18 protein-coding genes are annotated in these 22,674 nt (G+C 57.7%); 8 read left to right on the top strand and 10 right to left on the bottom strand.

Annotated features, from left to right (window positions below):
- Window positions 1–48: 48 nt before the first annotated feature.
- The 10 genes from uspE to ccoN all read right to left on the bottom strand — a co-directional run bounded on the left by uspE (window position 49) and on the right by ccoN (window position 9,311).
- Window positions 49–996, bottom strand: coding sequence for a universal stress protein UspE (gene uspE, locus G5315_RS00855; protein WP_421332112.1), 948 nt, complete (start codon window positions 994–996; stop codon window positions 49–51).
- 153 nt (window positions 997–1,149) lie between these two features.
- Entirely contained in the window at window positions 1,150–1,905 is a 756-nt protein-coding gene (locus G5315_RS00850; RefSeq protein WP_005336632.1) for an FNR family transcription factor, read from the bottom strand.
- 68 nt (window positions 1,906–1,973) lie between these two features.
- The gene (locus G5315_RS00845) at window positions 1,974–2,660 is read right to left on the bottom strand and encodes a sulfite exporter TauE/SafE family protein (RefSeq protein WP_019446375.1); all 687 of its coding nucleotides are present in this window, start codon (window positions 2,658–2,660) and stop codon (window positions 1,974–1,976) included.
- On the bottom strand, window positions 2,644–2,832 hold the full coding sequence (gene ccoS / locus G5315_RS00840) for a cbb3-type cytochrome oxidase assembly protein CcoS (RefSeq protein WP_005336630.1): 189 nt from the start codon (window positions 2,830–2,832) through the stop codon (window positions 2,644–2,646). Before ccoS ends, G5315_RS00845 begins: the two co-directional genes overlap by 17 nt.
- A gap of 138 nt (window positions 2,833–2,970) precedes the next feature.
- A complete protein-coding gene (locus tag G5315_RS00835) occupies window positions 2,971–5,355 on the bottom strand; it encodes a heavy metal translocating P-type ATPase (RefSeq protein ID WP_421332111.1) in 2,385 nt (794 codons plus the stop codon).
- An 86-nt stretch (window positions 5,356–5,441) separates the two neighbouring features.
- Window positions 5,442–5,942, bottom strand: a complete 501-nt coding sequence (locus G5315_RS00830; RefSeq protein WP_236317562.1) for a FixH family protein — start codon at window positions 5,940–5,942, stop codon at window positions 5,442–5,444.
- 140 nt (window positions 5,943–6,082) lie between these two features.
- Window positions 6,083–7,066, bottom strand: coding sequence for a cytochrome-c oxidase, cbb3-type subunit III (ccoP, locus tag G5315_RS00825; RefSeq protein ID WP_021230094.1), 984 nt, complete (start codon window positions 7,064–7,066; stop codon window positions 6,083–6,085).
- Window positions 7,066–7,245 carry a CcoQ/FixQ family Cbb3-type cytochrome c oxidase assembly chaperone gene (locus G5315_RS00820; protein ID WP_005336620.1) on the bottom strand — a complete coding sequence of 60 codons (180 nt, stop codon included), beginning with the start codon at window positions 7,243–7,245 and terminating at the stop codon, window positions 7,066–7,068. The genes ccoP and G5315_RS00820 overlap by 1 nt, the downstream gene beginning before the upstream one ends.
- Window positions 7,246–7,255: 10 nt before the next feature.
- Window positions 7,256–7,870, bottom strand: a complete 615-nt coding sequence (ccoO, locus tag G5315_RS00815) for a cytochrome-c oxidase, cbb3-type subunit II (RefSeq protein ID WP_005336618.1) — start codon at window positions 7,868–7,870, stop codon at window positions 7,256–7,258.
- Window positions 7,871–7,886: 16 nt separating this feature from the next.
- A complete protein-coding gene (gene ccoN / locus G5315_RS00810; RefSeq protein ID WP_005336616.1) occupies window positions 7,887–9,311 on the bottom strand; it encodes a cytochrome-c oxidase, cbb3-type subunit I in 1,425 nt (474 codons plus the stop codon).
- 281 nt (window positions 9,312–9,592) lie between these two features.
- Between ccoN and G5315_RS00805 the strand changes: the two genes are divergently transcribed.
- The 8 genes from G5315_RS00805 to pyrD all read left to right on the top strand — a co-directional run bounded on the left by G5315_RS00805 (window position 9,593) and on the right by pyrD (window position 22,636).
- On the top strand, window positions 9,593–10,054 hold the full coding sequence (locus G5315_RS00805) for a hypothetical protein (protein WP_267529354.1): 462 nt from the start codon (window positions 9,593–9,595) through the stop codon (window positions 10,052–10,054).
- A 93-nt stretch (window positions 10,055–10,147) separates the two neighbouring features.
- Entirely contained in the window at window positions 10,148–10,606 is a 459-nt protein-coding gene (locus G5315_RS00800) for a GAF domain-containing protein (protein WP_421332109.1), read from the top strand.
- 102 nt (window positions 10,607–10,708) lie between these two features.
- Entirely contained in the window at window positions 10,709–11,347 is a 639-nt protein-coding gene (gene proQ / locus G5315_RS00795; RefSeq protein WP_005351923.1) for an RNA chaperone ProQ, read from the top strand.
- 8 nt (window positions 11,348–11,355) lie between these two features.
- Window positions 11,356–13,371, top strand: a complete 2,016-nt coding sequence (gene prc / locus G5315_RS00790) for a carboxy terminal-processing peptidase (protein ID WP_227342895.1) — start codon at window positions 11,356–11,358, stop codon at window positions 13,369–13,371.
- Between the two features lie 143 nt (window positions 13,372–13,514).
- Window positions 13,515–16,139, top strand: coding sequence for an aminopeptidase N (pepN, locus tag G5315_RS00785; protein WP_421262627.1), 2,625 nt, complete (start codon window positions 13,515–13,517; stop codon window positions 16,137–16,139).
- Window positions 16,140–16,209: 70 nt separating this feature from the next.
- Window positions 16,210–16,431 (top strand): DUF2835 domain-containing protein, encoded by a 222-nt coding sequence (locus G5315_RS00780; protein ID WP_033136823.1) that lies wholly within the window; start codon window positions 16,210–16,212, stop codon window positions 16,429–16,431.
- A 278-nt stretch (window positions 16,432–16,709) separates the two neighbouring features.
- Entirely contained in the window at window positions 16,710–21,548 is a 4,839-nt protein-coding gene (locus G5315_RS00775; RefSeq protein WP_421332107.1) for an NAD-glutamate dehydrogenase, read from the top strand.
- 77 nt (window positions 21,549–21,625) lie between these two features.
- Window positions 21,626–22,636, top strand: coding sequence for a quinone-dependent dihydroorotate dehydrogenase (pyrD, locus tag G5315_RS00770; protein ID WP_421258825.1), 1,011 nt, complete (start codon window positions 21,626–21,628; stop codon window positions 22,634–22,636).
- Window positions 22,637–22,674 lie beyond the last annotated feature (38 nt).

The following is a 22,674-nucleotide window of genomic DNA, read 5'->3' as shown; positions in this document are numbered from 1 at the left end:
GCGCGTTATTATAGCCATGTCCCAGGGGAGGGCAAGGTGCCAGGTACCTTATGATTGATTGCGACGACTGTCGACCGGGCAGCTGTAGTCCGCCGGTTTGAGGATCAGGATGTCGCAGGAGAGGCGGTCAATCACATGTTCGGCGGTATTGCCGAGCAGAGCAGCAGAAAGCCCGGTACGGCCGACGCAGCCCATGATCATCAGGGTCGCCTTGAGCTCTTCGGCCATATCCGGCAACACCTCTTCCGGTAGCCCCTCTGCTACCCGGGTCCAGAGATGACCGATCCCGAACTTGTCGGCATGGCTGAGCAGCAGGCTTTCGTGGTGTTTGCGGATAGCTTCGTTGTAGGCGTTGGGGTCAAACTCCGGCAGCTCGATGGCCACGTTGACCGGGGTGCCCGGGTAGGTGTTGACCAGATAGAGATTGGAGCCCAGCAGCTCGGCGATGTCGCTTCCCTCCTGGGTGATCCGTTCGTTGAGCAATTTCTGATCCGGATCGTCGCTTGAGCAGTTGATGGCGGCGATGATGTTGCCGCCCCGTTGCCAGTGACCCTCCTTGACCAGCAGCACCGGACAGGGGCATTTGCGCAGCAGGTGCCAGTCGGTGGGGGTAAAGATGAAGGTTTGCAGGAAGCTGTGATGGTGAGTGGCTTTGACCACCAGATCGTGTCGCTGCTCCAGCACTTCCTGAATGACGCACTCGAAAGGACGATTGTGCCAGACCACTTTCACTTCGCATTCGATCCCCTGTGCCCGATAGGGGGTCAGGATTTCGTCCAGCCACTCACGTCGCTGTGAAATGACGCCATCACGCATCTCTTGCCGCTCGTCCACCGAGAGCATGGCGGTCATTTCATACGAGAAGTCATAGATGGTGAGCAGCAGGGTCAGATGGGCGTTTTCGTCCAGCTCGGCGACTTTGACTGCCCGTTCGAGGGCGATTTGACACTCCTCTTCTGGATTGATAACCACCAGAATATTCTGATATTTGACCATCTTCTCCTCCTTGGAAAAGTCCAATGACAGCAGAATCTTAGCCATTACAGCTTAGCGCAGGAGGAGGGTATGGGGAACGTACCGGATCACATTCCAGAGGAAAGGATCCGGCAGGGAAAGCAGGAGACAAGCGAGAGGGTAAGCGGAAAAATATCAGCCGCAGGGCGGGCGAGTTGCACCGGCCATCATGCCCAGCGCGACCTGATCCAGTACGGTAATGTATTTGCCTTTGACGCTGATGAGACCGGACTTCTGGAAACGGCCGAGCAGACGACTGATAGTCTCGACGGTCAGCCCCAGATAGTTGCCAATGTCACCACGGGTCATGGATAGACGGAACTCCTTGGCGGAGAAGCCGCGTTCGGAGAAGCGTACCGACAGATTGTGCAGGAAGGCGGCGAGGCGCTCTTCGGCATTCTTCTTGGAGAGCAGCAGGATCATCTCCTGATCGCCCATGATTTCGTTGCTCATCAGACGCATGATCTGCTGGCGCAGCTTGGGCATCTTGCCGGAGAGATCATCCAGCACTTCAAACGGGATCTCGCACACCATGGCCGTTTCCAGCGCCTGGGCGAAGGAGGGGTGGGCCTGTTTGTGGATGGCGTCAAAACCGACCAGATCGCCAGCGAGGTGGAACGCGGTGATCTGCTCATCCCCTTGCTCGGTGATGGTGTAAGACTTGATGGTCCCGGAACGGATGGCATAGAGCGATTTGAACTCATCGCCAGCCTTGAACAGCTCTTCACCCTTCTGGATCGGCTTCTTGCGCTCGATGATGCTGTCCAGCTGATCAAGCTCGTTGTCGTTCAGAGTGAAGGGAATACAGAGCTGACTGATGCTGCAATCCTGGCAATGAATTGCACAGCCACCGCTCTGGATACGTCTGCCAGGTTTCTTTTCCGGGATCATAGGCTCATACGAATAATTGATTTATATCAAACAAGTTTACCATCAACTCATCCGTTTTGGATAGGGTTTCAAAAGGAAGCAATGCCAATCCAGAAGGTATGCACCCCGAACAAAATGAGCAGCAGGGCACCGCCAAGGCGCAAACTGCGCAGGGTGAGCCAGTATCTCAGGCGATCGGCAAGCCCGCCCAACGCGAACAGGGTGGGCAGGGTGCCGAGACCAAAAAAGAGCATGATCAGCGCCCCGCCACTGGCCGAACCGGCCGCTGCGCTCCAGGTCAGCATGGAGTAGACCAGCCCGCAGGGCAGCCAACCCCACACCATGCCAAAGGGCAGTGCCTGCACAGGTGAGGTGAAGGGGAGAAACTTGCCCGCCAGCGGTTTGATACGGGGCCAAAGTCTTGCGCCGAGCCGCTCCAGCAGCAAGATCCCTTGCCACCAGCCCGCCAGATAGAGACCAAGCGCAATCATCAATAACGCCGCCACCAGGCGTAAGCCGGCAATAGCGTGTTTGCCTGCGCCCAGCTCGCTGGTGGTGGCGAGCAGGCCGCCCACCAGTGCACCTGCAATCACATAGCTCAGGATCCGGCCGAGGTTGTAGTTGAGCAGATAGGCAAGCCGCCCCCAGAAGTGCTGCTTGTTGGCGGGGATCGCCATGGAGAGCGCGGCGGAGACGCCACCGCACATGCCGATACAGTGGGCAGAGCCTGCCAGTCCGACCAGCAGGGCGCCGGCCAGATCAAGGTTGTGGGTCATGGTCAGCAGGCTTTACGGGTTTGTGGGCAGGTTGCTCTTCGTCAAACAGGATGTTGGAACCCTGCCGGTCGAGATCTTCAAACTGTTCGGAGCGAATGGCCCAGAAGAAGACGACCCCGGCGATGATCACAAACAGGATGGCGATGGGGATCAGGACAAAAATTATATTCATGAGAGGTACCTTGGCGTTCATCCTTGGCAAGTGTCCCCTATGGTAACCCTGTTTGGGCAGGGGGCCAGCCGCTATCAGTGAGAAATGTGGCCTGCATTGGAGGCAGGCCACATTTTCAGCTATTTTCCGCCACCGGTCTCATCGGTTGAGGCGCATCGAGTTGGTTACCACGATGAGTGAACTGAGCGACATGCCCGCCGCCGCCAGATAGGGGGGCAGCCAGCCGCAGGCCGCCAGCGGCAGCACCAGCAGGTTGTAACCGATGGACCAGGCGAAGTTCTCGATGATGATCTTGCGGGTACGCATTGCCAGCACTCTGGCCTCGAGCAGTCGGCTCAGGTCATCGGCCAGCAGGATGGCATCGGCGCTGTTTTTCGCCAGATCGGTGCCACCAGCCATGGCAAACGAGGCGTGAGCGCCAGCCAGTACCGGGGCGTCGTTGATGCCATCGCCCACCATGATGCTGATATCCCCTTGGGCTTCCCGGGCCTTGAGGTAGGCCAGCTTGCCATCGGGCGAGACCCCCTTGACCAGCTCATCCACTCCCAGCTCGCGGGCAATCTCGTCTGCTTGCAGAGAGCTGTCGCCAGTCAGTACGGTAGTTTGCAGACCGGCTGCCTTGAATGCCGCGATCAGCGCCCTGGCATCGGGGCGCAGGGTATCTTCCAGATTGAAGCGGGCCAAGACCTGCTGCTCGTCGGCCAGATAGATAGCCAGACCGCGGCCGCGTTCTTGCGCCGGATCCAGCCCAAGCCAGCGAGCACTGCCGATGCGATAACGTACGCCATCCACCAGCGCCGTGATGCCGTGACCGATGACCGGGGTGATCTCGCGGGCGGATGGCAGCACGGCGATGCTGTCGGCTGGCAGCCGGAAGGCGCGGGCAATGGGGTGTTCGGATTGCACCTCCATGGCCTGGGCGATGGCGAGGCAGTGAGCCTCATCAAGGTCGGCCAACGCCTGGGTGTGCGTCAGACTGATCTCCCCTGTGGTCAGGGTGCCAGTCTTGTCCATCACGATCCGGTTGGCCTTGGTCAGCACGTCAAGCACATGACCGCGGCGCAGCAGAATGCCGTTACGGGTCAGATTGGCGGTGGCCGAGGTCAGTGCCGTCGGGGTCGCGAGTGACAGGGCACAGGGGCAGGTGGCCACCAGCACGGCGAGGGTGATCCAGAACGCCTGATCCGGTTGATGGAAGTGCCAGAAGGTCCAGACCGCGGCGGCAATGATCAGCAGCACCAGAATAAAGTGGCGCGACAGTTGATCCGCCATCTGGGCGATGGCCGGTTTGTCGTCGAGGGCGTGATCCTGCAGCCGCATGATCTGGGCGATCCGAGACTCTTCGATACGGTGGCTGACCCGGATCAGCAGCGGAGCATCCGTGTTGATAGTGCCGGCATAGACCTGATCGCCGGGCTGTTTGAGCAGGGGCAGCTGTTCACCGGTCAGCATGGATTCGTTGAGGCTGGCTTGCCCTTCGACAATGATGCCGTCCGCCGGCAAGGTGGCGCCAGCAAGCACCCGTATCCGATCGCCGACCTGCAAGGTCTTGGCCGCTACCTCATGCTCTCCTTCATCATCGATGCGGGTCGCCATGATGGGCACCAGTCTGGCCAGGTTGGAGCTCGATTCCGACGCCTTGCGCCGGGCCCGCAACTCGAGAAAGCGCCCCAGCAGCAGGAAGAAGACGAACATGGTGATGGAGTCGTAATAGACCTCACCGGTATTGAACACAGTGGCCCACATGGAGGCGATAAAGGCACCGATCAGCGCAAGTGACACCGACACATCCATCGACAGATGGCCCTGTTTCAGGCTGCGCCAGGCCCCCACGTAAAAGGGCTGGGCTGAATAGATCATGATGGGGGTGGAGAGCAGCAGGCTTATCCACTTGAAGTAGACCATGAACTCATCTTCAACACTGATGAAGAGATCCATGTAGAGGGCCACGGCGCACATCATCACCTGCATCGAGCCCAGCCCTGCCAGTGCCAGCCGGAACATATAGCTGCGTATCTCTTTGGCGTAGAGCGCCTCCTGTTGATGGGTCTGGAACGGGTAGGCGCGATAGCCGATCTGGGCAAATCCCTTGAGAATGTCACTCAGGGAGAGCTGGTCCGGATCCCACTTGATGCGAGCCCGGTGGGTGGTGGTGTTGACGTTGATGTAGCGCAGTCCCGTCAGTGTCATCAGGTGGCGTTCGATAAGCCAGGCACAGGCGGCGCAGGTCAAGCCCTCAACCGTCAGCTGGATTTCGCGAAGGGTACCGCTGTCGGTGACAAAATCCTGTTGCACTTCTGCCAGATCGTAGTGGGTGAGGACGGCCAGCTCCTCGGGCACCAGATCGCCCTTGGTGCCGGGAGCGGTGCGGTGATCGTAGTAACTGGCGAGGCCGCACTCCATGATGGTCTCTGCCACCGCCTGACAACCGGGGCAGCACATGGGGCGAACAATCCCCTTTATCTCGAGGGAATAACCACTATTAGCGGGTACCGGCTCACCACAGTGAAAACAGGGGGTCATGCTTTATGTCCCCCTGAATGCAGAATGCAAGCTGCAGGGGCGGTGGCGAGAACCGGCTCGCCACAGTGAGAACAGCCGGTCATGGCTTAGCGTCCTTTCGGGTCGAGTTCGACAGGGGCCAGGGTGGGCAGCTGGACGGTCTCTTGCAATCGCCACTCGTGGTCAAAGGCATCGACCCGAATGTGCCACTTGCCGACCAGCGGCTTGTCAAAATGGAGGCGATAGGTGCCGCTCGCATCGGCGGTGATCATGTGTTCGCTGTCCTGACCGGCCAAGGTCGGGTGGAACAATGAGAGATAGAGAGCTTGCCCGGCAGGAATGTCACCGCTGATGGGTCTGAGGGTCAGCTCGTTGCCGTCAACCTCCAGCCCAAAGCGGATATTGAGCGCTTCGGAGCGGTCAAACTTGCTCAAGTCCTGATTGATCTCTTTCCCTTGTTTGTAATAGTCCTCGGCCACCAGATTGACCCCATCCTTGCTGGCGATGATGGCGGTGGCGATGCTGCCGACAACGGCGGCAGTGGGGAGGGCGATGATAAACCAGGGCCAGAATTGGCGATACCACGGTTTGGATAGAGGTTGGGTCATGATTGCTACTGCCATGAAACGAATGATTAACGTGGAAGATGGTTTTTACGCAACACAAGATAACAAAAAGCCTCGAGGAGTCGAGGCTTTTTGCTGTGTAATCACGTGTTTATCACATGTTACAACGTTACGGGCGAACCTTATTTGGCAGACTGTTGATGAGACAGGCTGTAAACGTAGGAGGCCAGCAGGTGAACCTTGTCCTCACCCAGAATATCTTTCCAGGCTGGCATCACGCCGTGACGACCGTGGGTGATGGTTTGTACCACCACTTCGCGGGAGCCACCGTAGAGCCAGGTGTTGTTGGTCAGATCTGGCGCACCGACGGCAACACCGCCCTTGGCATCGGCCCCGTGGCAGGCAGCGCAGATGGCAAAGCGTGCTTCACCTTTCTTCGCTTCCACCAGGTCAACCTTGCGACCGGAGAGGCTCAGCACATAGGAGGCCACTTCCTGAACGCCATCTTTGCCGAGGATTTCACCCCAGGCCGCCATGATCCCCTGACGACCGCCCATGATGGTGGTCTTGATTTGATCAGGCTGGCCGCCCCATTGCCATTCGCTGTCGGTCAGGTTCGGGAAGCCGCGGCCACCACGGGCATCGGAGCCGTGACACTGGGAGCAGTTCTGCAGGAACAGACGCTGACCCACTTTCAGGGCTTCCGGATCCTTGGCGATCTCGGTGATGGCACGATAGGTTTTGCCATCCGCTTCATAGGTGAGTTCACGGAACTTGGCGCCGTAGATCTCGTCAGCCTTGGCGACCTCACGGTCATACTCCACCGCGCGACCTTCAGCCTTGGCCGATTCGGTTGCAGCCTTGGACTCGGCCAGCGAGCGCACGTCCTGGTTGGAACTTTGCCAGCCCAGCAGGCCTTTGAAGTTGCCAAGCCCCGGGAAGGCGACCAGATAGACCAGACCGGTGACGATGAAGAAGAGGAACATGTAGGTCCACCACTTCGGCAGCGGGTTGTTGATCTCCTCGATGCCATCGAAGGAGTGACCCATCGATTTGCCTTCTTCCACACCCATCTTGTCCTTGCGGCACCACATCAGCAGCAAGAAGCAGCCGAGGATGGTTCCCAGACTGATGACAGTCACAAAAATGCTAAACAGAGTGCTCATTATTGTTTCGCTCCTGCGTTCTTTTTATCAGCACCGGGTTGCTCATCATCGGCAAAAACCAGATTGGCAGCCTCGTCGAAAGAGGTCTTGCGGCGTTTGCTGTAGGCCCAGACGATGATGCCAATCATGATGGCCATCAACAGCAGGGTATACAGACCGCGAAATGTGCCGTAGTCCATTTTCGCCTCCTTATTTCAGGGCATGACCCAGTGATTGCAGATAGGCCACCAGCGCATCCAGCTCGGTTTTGCCCTTGACGGCTTCGCCAGCACCCTGAATATCGGCGTCGGTATAGGGCACACCGAAGTGATCGCGGAACAGCGCCAGCTTCTTGGCCGTCATCTCACCAGTCAGCACATTGGTATCAAGCCAGGGGTAGGCGGGCATGTTGGATTCCGGTACCACATCGCGCGGGTTGATCAGGTGAACCTTGTGCCACTCGTCGGAGTAGCGGCCACCGACACGGGCCAGATCCGGACCAGTACGCTTGGAGCCCCACAGGAAAGGGTGCTCCCAGACGCTCTCACCGGCGACCGAGTAGTGACCGTAACGCTCGGTTTCGGCACGGAACGGACGGATCATCTGGCTGTGGCAGTTGGTGCAGCCTTCGCGAATAAAGATGTCGCGTCCTTCCATCTGCAGAGCGGTGTAGGGCTTGAGGCCCTCCACCGGCTCGGTGGTTTGCTTTTGGAAGAACAGCGGAGTGATTTCAACCAGGCCCCCCAGACTGATGGCGAAGATGATGCCGACCACCAGCATGGGAACGCTTTTTTCAAATATTTCGTGACGGTTATTGTTGCTCATGGGTTGACCTCTTCAATCATGCTGGCTGGGCGACAGGTTCCAGAGAACCTTTGGGCGCAGTGATGGTGCGATAGGCGTTGTAAGCCATCAGCAACATGCCGGTGACGAAGAAGCAGCCACCCAGGAAGCGCACGAAATAGAAGGGATAGGATGCCTGCAACGCTTCAACGAAGCTGTAGGTCAGGGTGCCGTCTTCGTTGACTGCACGCCACATCAGGCCCTGCATCACGCCGGAAATCCACATGGCAACGATGTAGAGCACGGTGCCCACGGTCGCCAGCCAGAAGTGAACGTTGATCAGCTTGACGCTGTACATCCGGCCCTGGCCGAACAGGTTCGGGATCAGGTGATAGACGGCACCGATGGAGACCATGGCAACCCAGCCCAGCGCACCGGAGTGCACGTGACCGACGGTCCAGTCGGTGTAGTGGGAGAGGGCGTTGACAGTTTTGATCGCCATCATCGGGCCTTCGAAGGTCGACATGCCGTAGAAAGAGAGGGAGACGATCAGGAAGCGCAGGATGGGGTCATAACGCAGTTTGTGCCAGGCACCGGAGAGGGTCATGATGCCGTTGATCATGCCGCCCCAGGAAGGTACGAACAGGATCAGGGACATCACCATGCCCAGTGACTGGGCCCAGTCAGGCAGTGCGGTGTAGTGCAGGTGGTGCGGACCGGCCCAGATATAGAGGGAGATCAACGCCCAGAAGTGCACGATGGAGAGGCGATAGGAGTAAACCGGACGACCCGCCTGCTTGGGCACGAAGTAGTACATCATCCCCAGGAAGCCGGCGGTCAGCAGGAAGCCCACCGCGTTGTGGCCATACCACCACTGCACCATGGCGTCCATGGCGCCGGAGTACATGGAGTAGGACTTCATGCCGGAGAGCGGCACTTCCATGTTGTTGACAATGTGCAGCACCGCAACGGTGATGATGAAGGCGCCGAAGAACCAGTTCGCCACATAGATGTGGGAGGTGGTGCGCTTCATCAGGGTGCCGAAGAAGACGATGGCATAGGCGACCCATACCACAGTGATGGCGATATCAATCGGCCACTCCAGCTCGGCATACTCTTTGGCGGAGGTGTAACCCAGCGGCAGAGAGATGGCGGCAGAGAGGATGATCGCTTGCCAGCCCCAGAACACGAAGGTTGCCAGCGGGCCACCAAACAGTCTGGTTTGACAGGTGCGCTGAACCACGTAGAAGGAGGTGGCCATCAGTGCACTGACGCCGAAGGCGAAGATCACTGCGTTGGTATGGAGGGGCCGCAGACGACTGTAAGTTAGCCACGGGGTCTCGAAGTTGAGGGCAGGCCAGATCAACTGGGCTGCGATCAGTACGCCAACCGACATGCCGACAATTCCCCAGACAATCGTCATGACGGTAAACTGGCGAACAACGGTGTAGTTGTACTCAGGATGGTTAGTTGTATGGCTCATCGTTATATTCCGCTTCCGATGCTGCTGTTGTTTGGTTTTGTATCCGGAGGACCGGACTGGCTTCATCAGCCACCGCCGACCAGTTGTTAACATCTGTTAACGAAAGGAAAAGCAAAAGATGGCTAAATGAAAACTGCATGGGAATGATACTGAACTGACAGGTAAAATAACAGTATAAACAGTGATATATTTGGCTCCGTCCGGTCTCGATATGGCAGTTTTTTACCTTGTTCGAGATCACAAAAAACCATTTTAATTGCATCTTAATCGGGCTGTTTTTGATGAAAGAGAGACTTACCGCACGTAAAGTTTTGCACCTCGTACTGGTATTGGCGCTGTTATTGGCGCTGATGGCTTATCGCACCTGGTTTTCGGCCGATAACAGCGTCTCTGCTGACCAGAAAAAAGATCAGATTTGTGATCTTTCCCACACCCCTTGCAGCGCGCTGATTGGTGACAAGCCGCTGACGGTCGCCATCAAGGAATTACCGCTGCGCGCTGAACATGACTTTGCCATCGCTATTACCGGCGGCGATCCGGCCATCAAACCGGTGAAAGCGACACTCGAAGGCAAAGATATGTTTATGGGCACCATCCCGGTGAGTTTTGAACAAATAGACGGACAGTGGCAGGGGGTAACCCAGGTGGGGAGCTGTACATCACCCGTCATGATCTGGTTGTTAAATATCGAGTGGAGTAATGGCCAACGCCAGCAATTGGCGCTTTCCGTTGCCCGGGAATAACGGCACAAGAGATGGGGAGTGGAAAAAATATTTGAAATTTCCCGGCCAGGCGTTACCTTCCCCAAACCATCAGGGAGTGAAGTTCATTTAATCATGATTGAAAAACAACCGTTTTATCGCACCCTCAACCAGCAGGCCAAGGCGCTGCTGGAGGGGGAAACCGATCTTATTGCCAATCTGGCCAACCTCTCCGCGCTGCTGAATCAGGAGCTGGAGCAGATCAACTGGGTCGGTTTTTATCTGTTGCAGGGCGAGACCCTGGTATTGGGGCCATTTCAGGGCAAACCAGCCTGCGTGCGGATCCCGGTCGGCCGTGGGGTGTGTGGTACGGCAGTGGCAGAGGGGAAAACCCAGCTCATTGACGATGTCCACCAGTTCGATGGTCACATCGCTTGTGATGGCGCGAGCAACTCGGAAATCGTGATCCCGGTGCGCCGTGGTGGCGAGATCATCGGGGTACTCGATATCGACAGTCCGATTTTTAACCGTTTCGACCAGGAAGACCGGATTGGCCTCGAAGAAACGGTGCAAATTTTGGAAAGCATGCTCTAAGTCATTGCTAGATGGTTCGCAAAAGGCCCCAAGCTCTCTATAATGGGGCCTTTGTTGTGCTCGGGACGTGCCCGTGCGTTTATATGAAAGCCAAGGTTATACATGGAAAACACTGAGAAGCTGAAGAACAGTAAAGAGATCGTTGCCTACCTGGTCGAGAAATTCCCGGCCTGCTTCGTTGCTGAAGGAGAGGCCAAGCCGCTCAAGATTGGCATCTTCCAGGATTTGGCCGAGCGTCTTGCTGACGATGCCAGAGTCTCCAAGACCATGCTGCGTTCCGCACTGCGTCAATACACCTCCAGCTGGCGCTACCTGCACGGTCTCAAAGCTGGCCAGGCTCGCGTTGATCTGGATGGCAACCCGGGCGAGCTGCTGACCGAAGAGCACATCGAGCACGCCAAGCAAGCTCTTAAAGAGAGCAAAGAGCGCGTATTCGCCAGCCGTCGTACCAATACCAAAGAGAAGGATGAGAAGGCCAAGAAGCCCCGTCGTCCTGCTGTGCGCAAAACCGAGAAAGCTGATGTAGCTGCCAAGCCGAAAGCTGCCGCCAAGGCACCGGTCGCTGACGCTCCGCTGGTTAAAGTGGATGCCGCTACGCTGAAAGTGGGCCAGGATGTGCGCGTCGTTATGGGTAAATTCCCGGTTCCGGCAACCATCAAGGAAGTAACCAAGGACGATGTACAGGTCCAACTGCAGACCGGCATGATGGTGCGGGTCAAATCAGAGCACTTGGTTCTCTAAGGAGACAAATGTTGAAGCATGGCGTAATTCGTTTTTCCCTCGTTGCCTGTAGCCTGGCGCTTGCCGGGCTTGCACAGGCCATCGAGCCGGTGCTCAAGGAGAGTGATTTGCCTGTGTTGGCTCAAGAGAGCCAACATGCTACGGCCAGCAAGCGAATTACCAATCTGTTTACCCGCTCGCACTACAAACAGTTCAAGCTGGACGATGCCTTTTCCTCCGTGATTTTTGATAAATATCTGGAGAATCTGGACTACAGCCGCAACCTGTTTTTGGCCTCTGATATCAGCCGTTTTGAAAAGTACCGTAACGGTTTTGACACCGACCTCGAAAGAGGCCGTCTGGCTCCCGCCTACGAGATGTTCAACCTGAGTCAGCAGCGGCGTTATGAGCGGTTCGAATACGCCCTCAAACTGCTTGATACTCCTTTCGATTTTACCCAGACCGACAACTATGTGTTTGATCGGGAAGGGGCGGCTTGGCCCAAAGATGAAGCAGAGCTCAACGAGCTGTGGCGTCAGCGGGTCAAGTTCGATGCCCTGAGCCTCAAGCTCAGTGGCAAGGAGTGGCCCGAGATCAAGGAGCTGCTTGGCAAGCGTTACAACAATGCCATCAAGCGGATGTCCCAGACCGAGAGTGAGGATGTCTTCCAGCTCTTCATGAACTCCTTCGCTCGCGCCATCGAACCGCACACCAGTTACCTCTCACCGCGCAGTGCCGATCGTTTCAACACCGAGATGAACCTTTCGCTGGAGGGGATCGGTGCCGTGTTGCAGGCGGAAGATGACTTTACCGTCATCCGTTCTTTGGTGCCCGGTGGCCCGGCTGCCAAATCCAACCACCTCAAACCCGATGACAAGATCACCGGGGTAGGGCAGGAAGATGGCAAGATTGTCGATGTGATCGGCTGGCGTCTCGATGACGTGGTCGAGCTCATCAAGGGGCCCAAGGGGAGCAAGGTCAAGCTTGAAATTCAGCGCGGCAAGGGCGCAACCGCCAAGACCGAGCAGATCGAGCTGACCCGCGACAAGGTGCGCCTTGAAGACAGAGCCGCCAAGTCCAAGGTGATTAACGCCGAAGGCAAGAAGATTGGTGTCATCGAGATCCCGAGTTTCTACGTCAATCTGCATGACGACGTGATCAAGGAGCTCTCCAGCCTCAACAAGCAGAAGATCGATGGTCTTATCATCGATTTGCGCGGTAACGGCGGTGGCGCCCTGACTGAAGCCTCTGCCCTGAGTGGTCTCTTCTTTGGCAGCGGTCCTGTGGTTCAGATCCGTGATCATATGGGCCGTATCACGGTCAACGGTGACGACGATGGCAACGTCTATTACGGCGGTCCCATGTCGGTGCTGATCGACAGATACAGTGCCTCGGCCTCCGAGATCTTTGCTGCCGCCATGCAGGATTATGGGCGAGCCCTGATCCTTGGGGAAAACTCCTTCGGCAAGGGGACAGTGCAGCAGCATCGCAGCCTCGCCAAGGTCTATGACTTCTACGAGCAGCCGCTGGGTCACGTGCAGTACACCATCGCCAAGTTCTACCGGATCAACGGTGGCAGTACCCAGAACAAGGGCGTTGCGCCGGATATCAGCTTCCCGACACCGGTTGCGCCGGAAGAGACGGGTGAAAGCCGTGAGTTCAATGCGCTGCCGTGGGACAAGATAGCCTCTGCCAACTATCAGACTCTGGGCAATTTCACTACTCTGCTGCCCAAGCTGCAGGCGGCTCATGATGCCCGCATCGCCAAGGATCCCGAGTTCGCCTACGTGATGCAAGATATTGCCGACTACAAGGTGGAGAAGGAGAAGAAGTCGGTCTCCCTCAACGAGGCGGAGCGTGTTGCCGAGCAGGCGAAACAGGATGAGCAAGCGCTCAAACGCACCAACGAGCGGCTGGCTCGCCTTGGCAAACCGGCGGTGAAGAGTCTGGACGAACTGCCTGCGGATTTTGAGGCGCCCGATGAGTATCTCATCGAAGCAGCTAATATCACGGCGGATCTGGCCAAGATCAGCAAACCCAGCTGACAAGGCGACTCTAATACACAAGGGCGACTGCGGTCGCCCTTTCTTTTTGTCTGGCACATCTGACGTCATGCAAATTGTTTGACCCCGCCAGTTGGTTGTGACAGCCTCTTTCTCGCCTTTAACAAGCGTGGAAGCAGACAATAATGACCGATCACTCCCAGGCCATGACGGCCAAATATCGCCAGGATTATCAGGCGCCGCTCTACTGGATCGACACTATCGACCTCGATTTCCAACTGCAGGAGCCGCTGACCCAGGTCACTGCCATCACCCGCATTCGCCGCAACGGCGAGCACAATGCGCCGCTGGTCCTCGATGGCGAGCAGCTGACCCTCAAGAGCATTGCCATCGATGGCATTCCCTGTGACCACTACGAGCAAGGCGAGAGCAGTCTGACCCTGTTCAACCTGCCGGCCGAATGTGTGCTGACCATTGTCACCCTGCTGGATCCGGCCGCCAACACCGCACTCGAAGGGCTTTACAAGTCTGGCGATGCCTACTGCACCCAGTGTGAAGCTGAGGGCTTTCGTCGCATTACCTATTATCTGGATCGCCCCGACATTCTGGCGCGCTACAGCACCCGCATTACCGCCGACAAAGCCAAATATCCCTTCCTGCTATCCAATGGCAACAAGGTCGACAGCGGTGATCTGGATGGCAGCCGTCACTTCGTGCAGTGGCAGGATCCTTTCCCCAAACCGAGCTACCTGTTTGCGCTGGTGGCCGGTGATTTCGATGTGGAGCGCAGCCACTACACCACCAAGAGCGGCCGCAAAGTGGCCCTCGAGATCTTCGTCGACAAGGGCAACCTCGATCGCGCCGGTTTTGCCATGGAGAGCCTCATCAACTCCATGCGCTGGGACGAGCAGCGTTTCGGCCTCGAGTACGATCTCGACATCTACATGATCGTCGCGGTGGACTTCTTCAACATGGGCGCCATGGAGAACAAGGGGCTAAACATCTTCAACTCCAAATTCGTGCTGGCCAATCCTGCCACCGCTACCGACAGCGACTACCACGGTATCGAACGGGTGATCGGTCACGAATATTTCCACAACTGGACCGGCAACCGCGTCACCTGCCGCGACTGGTTCCAGCTCAGCCTGAAAGAGGGGCTGACGGTATTCCGGGATCAGGAGTTCTCCTCCGATCTGGGCTCCCGCGGCGTCAACCGCATTAACAACGTGCGTACCGTGCGCGGCCCGCAGTTTGCCGAAGATGCCGGCCCCATGGCGCATCCGATCCGCCCGGATGTGGTGATCGAGATGAACAACTTCTACACCCTGACCGTCTATGAGAAGGGGTCGGAAGTGATCCGCATGATGCACACCCTGCTAGGTGAAGAGGCCTTCCAGGCCGGTATGCGCCTCTACTTCGAGCGTCACGACGGCTCGGCCGCCACCTGCGATGATTTCGTGCAAGCGATGGAGGATGCGTCCGGTGTGGATCTCGGTCGTTTCCGCCGCTGGTACAGCCAGTCCGGCACGCCCGAGCTGACTGTGACCGACGAGTACGATGCCGCCAGTGGTATCTATCGCCTCCATGTGAGCCAGCACACCCCGCCGACTCAGGATCAGCCGCAGAAGCTGCCGCTGCATATCCCCCTCGACATCGAGCTCTATGACGAGCAAGGTGCCGTCATTGCACTGCAATATCAGGGCAAGGCCATCGGCAACGTGCTCGATGTGCTGGAAGCGAAGCAGACCTTCGAATTCGATCAGGTGCCGGTCAAGCCGGTGCCCTCCCTGCTGCGGGACTTCTCCGCACCTGTCAAACTGCACTATGACTACAGCGATGAAGCGCTCGCCTTCCTGATGCGCTTTGCTCGCAACGAGTTTGCCCGCTGGGATGCGGCCCAGATGCTGATCAACAAGGCGGTCATCGACGGGGTGGCACGGGTCCAGCACGGGCAGGGGGTTGAGCTATCCCAAACCCTGCTTGCTGCCTTCGTCGCCATTCTGGACGACAGCGATCTCGATTTGGCCCTCAAGGCGGAGATCCTGGCGCTGCCGGGTGAAGCGACCCTGGCCGAGTTGTTCGAGGTGGCCGATATCGATGCCATCCATCAGGTGCGCGACGCGATCCACACCCGTCTTGCCGAGGCCTTTGGCGCGCGCCTGGCGACTTCCTATCAGAGCCTGCGTCTGAACGGTTATCATGTGGTGCACGCCGACATGGCCAAACGGGCCCTCAAAGGGGTGGTGCTCGGCTATTTGGCGGCGCTGGATGCGGAGCATGCCGATGCGCTGGCGCGCGAGCAGTACGCAACCGCCGACAACATGACCGACACCCTGGCGGCGCTACAGGTGGCCAACGGCTATCTGCTGCCATGCCGTGCCGCGCTGCTGGCCGATTTTGAAGGCAAGTGGGCCAAGGATGGACTGGTGCTGGACAACTGGCTGCGGCTGATTGGCAGCAAGCCGGCTGCCGATGTGCTGAGCGAAGTGAAGCAGGCGATGAGTCACCCCACTTTCAGCATTCGCAATCCGAACCGGCTGCGGGCGCTGATCGGCAGCTTCGCCATGAGCAATCAGGTGCAGTTCCATGCGGTGGATGGCAGCGGTTACCGCTTCCTGACCGATCTGCTGATCGATCTCAACGAGGTGAATCCGCAGGTGGCCTCCCGTCTCATCACTCCGCTTATCCAGTTCAAGCGACTGGATGAGGCGCGCAAGGCCCTGATCCGCGCCGAGCTGACCCGTCTTGCCAACCTTGAGGGGCTGGCACGGGATCTGTTCGAGAAGGTCAGCAAGGCGCTGCAGCAGTAAGTGTTGACGGGGCAGGGGCGTGAATGCGCCTGCCCCTATTGTGTGATTTGTCGTGTGATCAGGAGCAAGCGTGAAGCAGTTTACTTTTCGGCTCTCATTGAGCAGTGACGAGGTGATGCTGATGTATCAGGGCCATGCCAGACGGCTGGTGGTGCGCAGCGAACAGGGATTGACCCTGGAGCTTGGCATAGAAAAAATACGGCCCTTTGTCGCCATCAATGGTGTGCATGGCTATTTTCGGCTGAAAACCCAGGACGATTACCGCTTTATCAGCCTCGAACGCATAAATTAACAAAAATCGAACAGATTACCGACTGTTTATCTGCTTTGCGTCACTATCTATCCGGTAAACTGGCACAAAGGTAGTGGGAATTTCTGTATTTTTGGTTATTTGCAAAATTTCTCACAGTTTAAGCCGTGATCTGCACCTTGTTTTTAACATCTCGTTAGCACCTTTCCTCGCCTTCCCTTATCCAAGCCATTACACTTCGCAACAACTCTGCACCAGCGGGTAACCAGGGTGGTTGCCTCTGCGTCGGTGGTTAATGTCGTCCGATAAGGAATATAAAAATGGCATTGAAAGACGCCCCTACCTCAGTTCTGCTCGAAAACGTTCTCAGTCTGATCCATCAGAAGTTGCCCAAAAACAGTGCCTCTTTGGTCGAGCGCTTCGTTGCCAAGTTCTACGGCAACATGGCGAGCTCCGACCTGCACGATCGCAATGACAGCGATCTCTATGGCGCGGCCCTGAGCCTGTGGAATGCCCTCAATCAGCGCAGCGGTACCGATCCCTACATCCGGGTCTACAATCCCGAGCTGACCCGTCACGGCTGGCAATCGCCCCATACCATCGTCGAGGTGATCCTGCAGGACTCGCCCTTCCTGGTGGACTCCATCCGGATGGCGCTTAAACGGCTCAATATCACCGCCCACATGATGCTGCACCAACCGCTGCACCTCATTCGCGGTGCGGATGGCAAGATTGACGCCATTCTGGAACTCGACAACACCGACGGGCAGACCTCGGTTGAAACGGCATTCCTTATCGAGATCGATCACCTCACCAGCGAGGAGCAGATGGCCGCGCTGGCTACCGAGCTCAACTCGGTGGCCGGTGAAGTGGCGCTTGCCGTGGGCGACTGGCAGCCCATGCTGGCCAAGCTCAATGAGATCATCGACGAACTGCCCAAGCGCAAGCACCCGGTCAGCAAGGAGGAGGTGGCCTCCTGCGTTGCCTTCCTCAAATGGGTAGCTGCCCACAACTTTACCCTGATGGGCTATCGCCGCTACGACGTCAAGGCGGTGGAGGGGGATCACGAGATCCTGCCGCAGGCGAGCTCCAGCCTGGGGCTGATGAAGAACTCCATCAAGGAGGTAGGCCAGCGCCTTGGCAACATGCCTGCCAGCGCCCGTCACGCCGCCCTGAGCTCTGACCTGCTGATCCTCACCAAATCCAACAGCAAGTCCCGGGTACACCGTCCGGCTTATGTGGATTACATCGGCATCAAGCGCTTTGACGAGCATGGCAAGGTGATCGGGGAAGATCGCTTCATCGGCCTCTACGCCTCTTCCATCTACAACACCAGCGCGACCCAGATCCCGCTCATCAGCCATCGCCTCGAACGCATCATGGCGGCCTCCGGTCATGAGAAGGGCTCCCACGCCTACAAGGCGCTGCTGAACGTGCTGGAAACCTATCCCCGTGACGAGCTGATCCAGGCCCGTGAAGAGGAACTGCTGGCTACCGGCCTTGGCGTGCTGGAGATGCAGGAGCGGGACATGCTGCGGCTGTTCGTGCGCCGCGATGTGTACGGTCGTTTCTTCTCCTGCATGGTCTATGTCACCAAGGAGCGCTACAACACGGCGCTGCGGATCAAGACCCAGCATATTTTGCAGAAATATTTTGGCAGCAATGAAGAGGTGGAGTTCAACGTCTACTTCACCGAAGGCGTGCTGGCGCGGACCCACTACATAGTGCGGGTCAACAACAACAACGTGGATGTGGATGTGAACGAAGTACAGAACAACCTGATTGAAGCGGCCCGCAGCTGGGACGACAGACTCGACTCCGTGCTGCTTTCCCACTATGGCGAGGCCCGTGGCAACGAGCTGCGTCGCCGTTTCAGTACCGCCTTCCCCCGTGCTTACAAGGAAGATGTGCTGCCTGGCTCTGCCGTGGCCGACATCATGGCGCTCGATAACCTGAGCGAAGCCGAGCCGCTGGGCATGCTGTTCTACCGCGCGCAGGAGGAGGAGAACGATCGTCGGGTACGGCTCAAGCTGTTCCACCGCTCCGAGCCCATTCACCTCTCCGACGTGCTGCCGATGCTGGAGAACATGGGACTGCGGGTGATCGGCGAGACTCCGTATCAGGTTCGCACTCCGGGCGGCGATCTGTTCTGGATCCTCGACTTCTCCATGCTGCTGCATGGCGAGCAGCCCTTTGATCTGGCCCAGAGCCAGCAGCGCTTCCAGCAGGCGTTTGCCGCCATCTGGAACAAGCAGCTGGAAGATGATGGCTTCAACCGGCTGGTATTGGGGGCGGGTCTCACCGGCCGTCAGGTCTCTGTGCTGCGAGCCTATGCCAAATACATGCGCCAGACCGGCGTCTCCTTCAGCCAGTCCTATATCGAAGAGACCCTGACCCGCTACCCCGATATCACCCAACTGCTGTTTACCCTGTTCGAACAGCGCCTAGATCCTGCCGGCAAGCAGGACGCAAAGGTACAGGCCAAGCTGCACGAGGAGCTTGCCGCCAAGCTGGATCAGGTTGCTAACCTCGATGACGATCGCATCATTCGCCGCTATGTGGAGATGATTGACGCTACCCTGCGCACCAACTACTACCAGCTGGACAAGGCGGGCAACATCAAGCCCTACATCTCCTTCAAGTTGGCGCCGTCCAGCATCACCGACATGCCGCTGCCGCTACCCAAGTTCGAGATCTTTGTCTACTCGCCACGAGTGGAAGGGGTACACCTGCGCTGGGGCAAGGTGGCTCGTGGCGGTCTGCGCTGGTCCGATCGCAAAGAAGACTTCCGCACTGAAGTACTGGGTCTGGTCAAAGCCCAGCAGGTGAAGAACACCGTCATCGTGCCGGTGGGGGCCAAGGGTGGTTTCTACTGCAAGCAGATGCCGGCGGGGGCCCCTCGCGCCGTTATTCAGGAAGAGGGCAAGGCCTGCTATCGCCTGTTTATCCGTGGTCTGCTCGATGTGACCGACAACATCATCGCAGGCGAGGTGATCCCGCCCAAATCCGTGGTGCGCCACGATGAGGATGACTACTACCTGGTGGTTGCCGCCGACAAGGGCACTGCGACCTTCTCCGACATCGCCAACGAAATAAGCCTCGAATACGGCCACTGGCTCGGCGATGCGTTCGCCTCCGGCGGCTCGGTCGGTTACGACCACAAGAAGATGGGCATCACCGCCCGTGGTGCCTGGGAGTCGGTCAAGCGCCACTTCCGCGAGATCGGCGTCAACTGCCAGACCACAGATTTTACCTGCGTCGGGATCGGCGACATGGCCGGCGACGTGTTCGGCAACGGCATGCTGCTCTCCGAGCACACCCGGCTGGTGGGCGCGTTCAACCACATGCATATCTTCGTCGACCCCACTCCGGATGCGGCCAAGAGTTTTGTCGAGCGCCAGCGCCTGTTCGATCTGCCGGGTTCCAGCTGGGATGACTACAACCGCGAGCAGATATCACAAGGGGGCGGCATCTTCCTGCGCTCGGCCAAGTCCATCAAGCTGAGCCCAGAAATGCAGACACTGCTCGGCACCGACAAGGCCAGCATGGCGCCAAACGAGCTGATCAAGGCGCTGCTTTGCCTCAATGTCGATCTGCTGTGGAACGGCGGCATCGGCACCTATGTGAAGAGCGCTCGGGAGAGCGATGGGGAAGTTGGGGATCGCAGCAACGACGCATTGCGGGTCAATGGTCGCGATTTGCGGGCCCGTATCGTGGGTGAGGGGGGCAACCTCGGCTTTACCCAGCTTGGTCGGGTGGAGTACGCCAGTCAGGGCGGTCGCATCAATACCGATTTTACCGACAACGTGGGGGGGGTGGATTGCTCCGATAACGAGGTGAACATCAAGATCCTGCTGAACCAGTTGGTGGCGGCAGGGGATCTGACCCTCAAGCAACGTAACCAGATACTGTATGAGATGACCGACGACGTGGCGCAGATCGTGATCACCAACGCCTATCGCCAGTCCCAGTCCATCTCGGTCACCAGCTTCCGCGGCTCTGAACAACTGAAAGAGCAACAGCGCTTTATTCAGGGGTTGGAGCGGGAAGGCAAGCTCGATCGTGCGCTGGAGTTCCTGCCATCTGATGAGGAGCTTTCCGAGCGGATGGCGGCAGGGCAGGGGCTGACCCGCCCCGAACTGGCGGTGCTGGTGGCCTACGGCAAGATGGTACTGAAAGAGCAACTCAATTGCCCGGAAGTGACCGACGAACCGTTCCTGGCCAACATGCTTGTCACCAGCTTCCCGGCCAAGGTGCAGCAGCAGTTTGGTGCCCAGCTGGCCGATCACCCGCTACGCGGCGAGATCATCGCTACCCGGGTGGCCAACATGCTGGTTAACGACATGGGGCTCAACTTCGCCAGCCGGATGAAGGACGAAACCGGTGCCTCGGTCGCCGAAGTGGCTTGCTGCTTTGCCATGGCCCGCGAAGTGTTTGGCATGAACCGGCTGTGGCGCGATATCGAAGGGTGCGACAACCTGGTGGATGCCCAGACTCAGCTCGAGCTGATGTTCTACAGCCGCCGCATTGTGCGCCGTGCCACCCGCTGGTTCCTGCGTGCCCGCAATCGCAGCTGGAGCATCAGCGAGAACATCGCCTTCTTCCGTCCTGCGTTCGAGACCTTAGGGAAGCACCTCTACGAGGTGATGGATGAGAGCGAAGTGGCCGAGCATCGTCAGGCTGTTGCCAAGTGGATGGATAAACAGGTGCCGGAGGCCATTGCCCGTCAGGTCGCCCATATGAGCAGCCTCTTCTCCAGCCTAGATCTGGCGCAGATTGCCGCGGAGCACAAGACCGATATTCTGCGCGCCGCCAATGTTTACTATCGCCTCGGGGCCAAACTGGATCTTCACTGGTTCCTCGACCAGATCAACCATCAGCCGGTCGGCAACCACTGGCAGGCGATGGCGCGAGCCTCCTTCCGCGAAGATCTGGACTGGCAGCAACGCAGTCTCACTTCTGTGGTACTGGAAGGGTGCAAAGATCAGGGAGAATGCGCTACCATACTGGCCGACTGGATTTCGGAGCATGAGCAACTCTTGTCCCGTTGGACCCACATGTTGGCCGACTTCAAGACCACCAGCACCCACGAGTTCGCCAAGTTCTCGGTGGCCTTGCGAGAGTTGAACCTGCTCCAGTTGAATTGTCGGGCACTTTAATTGCCAGATTAAGGCATGACACCGACATTACACCCAAAGCCCCGGCCAGTCGCCGGGGCTTTCTTTAAGGAGCAAAGATGTTGTACCCCATCGCCAGGCATTTCCTGTTCAAGCTCAATCCGGAACAGGCTCACGATCTCTCCATGAAATATTTGCCCCGCCTTCTCGGTACGCCACTCGATTGTTTCTTCCGCCAGAATTTGCCGAAACGCCCCGTCACTGTCATGGGGCTTTCTTTTGCCAATCCGGTGGGATTGGCGGCCGGTCTGGATAAAGATGGTGAGTGCATTGACGCGCTGGGCGCCATGGGATTTGGCTTTATCGAGGTAGGAACCGTCACCCCCAGACCCCAGAGCGGCAATGACAAGCCGCGCCTGTTCCGGGTTATTCCGGCAGAGGGGATCATCAACCGGATGGGATTCAACAACAAGGGGGTGGATCATCTGGTGGCCAAGGTAAAAGAGGCCAAATATCAGGGAGTCATCGGCATTAATATCGGCAAAAACAAAGACACTCCCATCGAACAGGGCAAGGATGATTACCTGATCTGCATGGATAAGGTTTATGATCATGCCGGTTATATTGCCGTCAATATCTCTTCCCCCAACACCCCGGGTTTGCGTTCGCTGCAATATGGCGAGGCGCTGGATGAATTGCTGGCAGCCCTCAAGGTACGTCAGCAAGAGCTGGCAGCCCAATATAAAAAGTATGTGCCGCTGGCGGTTAAAATTGCCCCGGATTTAAGCCTTGAAGAAATAGATCAGGTGGCCGCGTCGCTGGTACGGAATGGTATTGATGGGGTTATCGCCACCAATACCACCCTCGAGCGCGAGATGATTTATGACATGCCCCACGCCGGTGAAGCGGGTGGCCTGAGTGGTCGTCCGCTGCAGCACAAGAGTACCGAGGTGATCCGTCATCTGGCCAAGGCGCTCAATGGTGCTCTGCCAATTATCGGTGTGGGTGGTATTGATAGTGCCATGGCCGCCCGTGAAAAATTGGCCGCCGGTGCCAGTCTGGTACAAATTTATAGCGGCTTTATTTATAATGGGCCGGGGTTGGTCAAAGAGATTGTGACCAATATTTAAGAAATAGATGGCGGGGCCCTTTATTTGACGTTGCTGAT

The organism is Aeromonas sp. 603607, from assembly GCF_049171595.1.
In the GTDB taxonomy this organism is placed as follows: Bacteria; Pseudomonadota; Gammaproteobacteria; order Enterobacterales; family Aeromonadaceae; genus Aeromonas; species Aeromonas veronii.
Note: the sequence above shows the minus strand (reverse complement) of the source record. Positions and strands in the feature narration are given on the sequence as shown.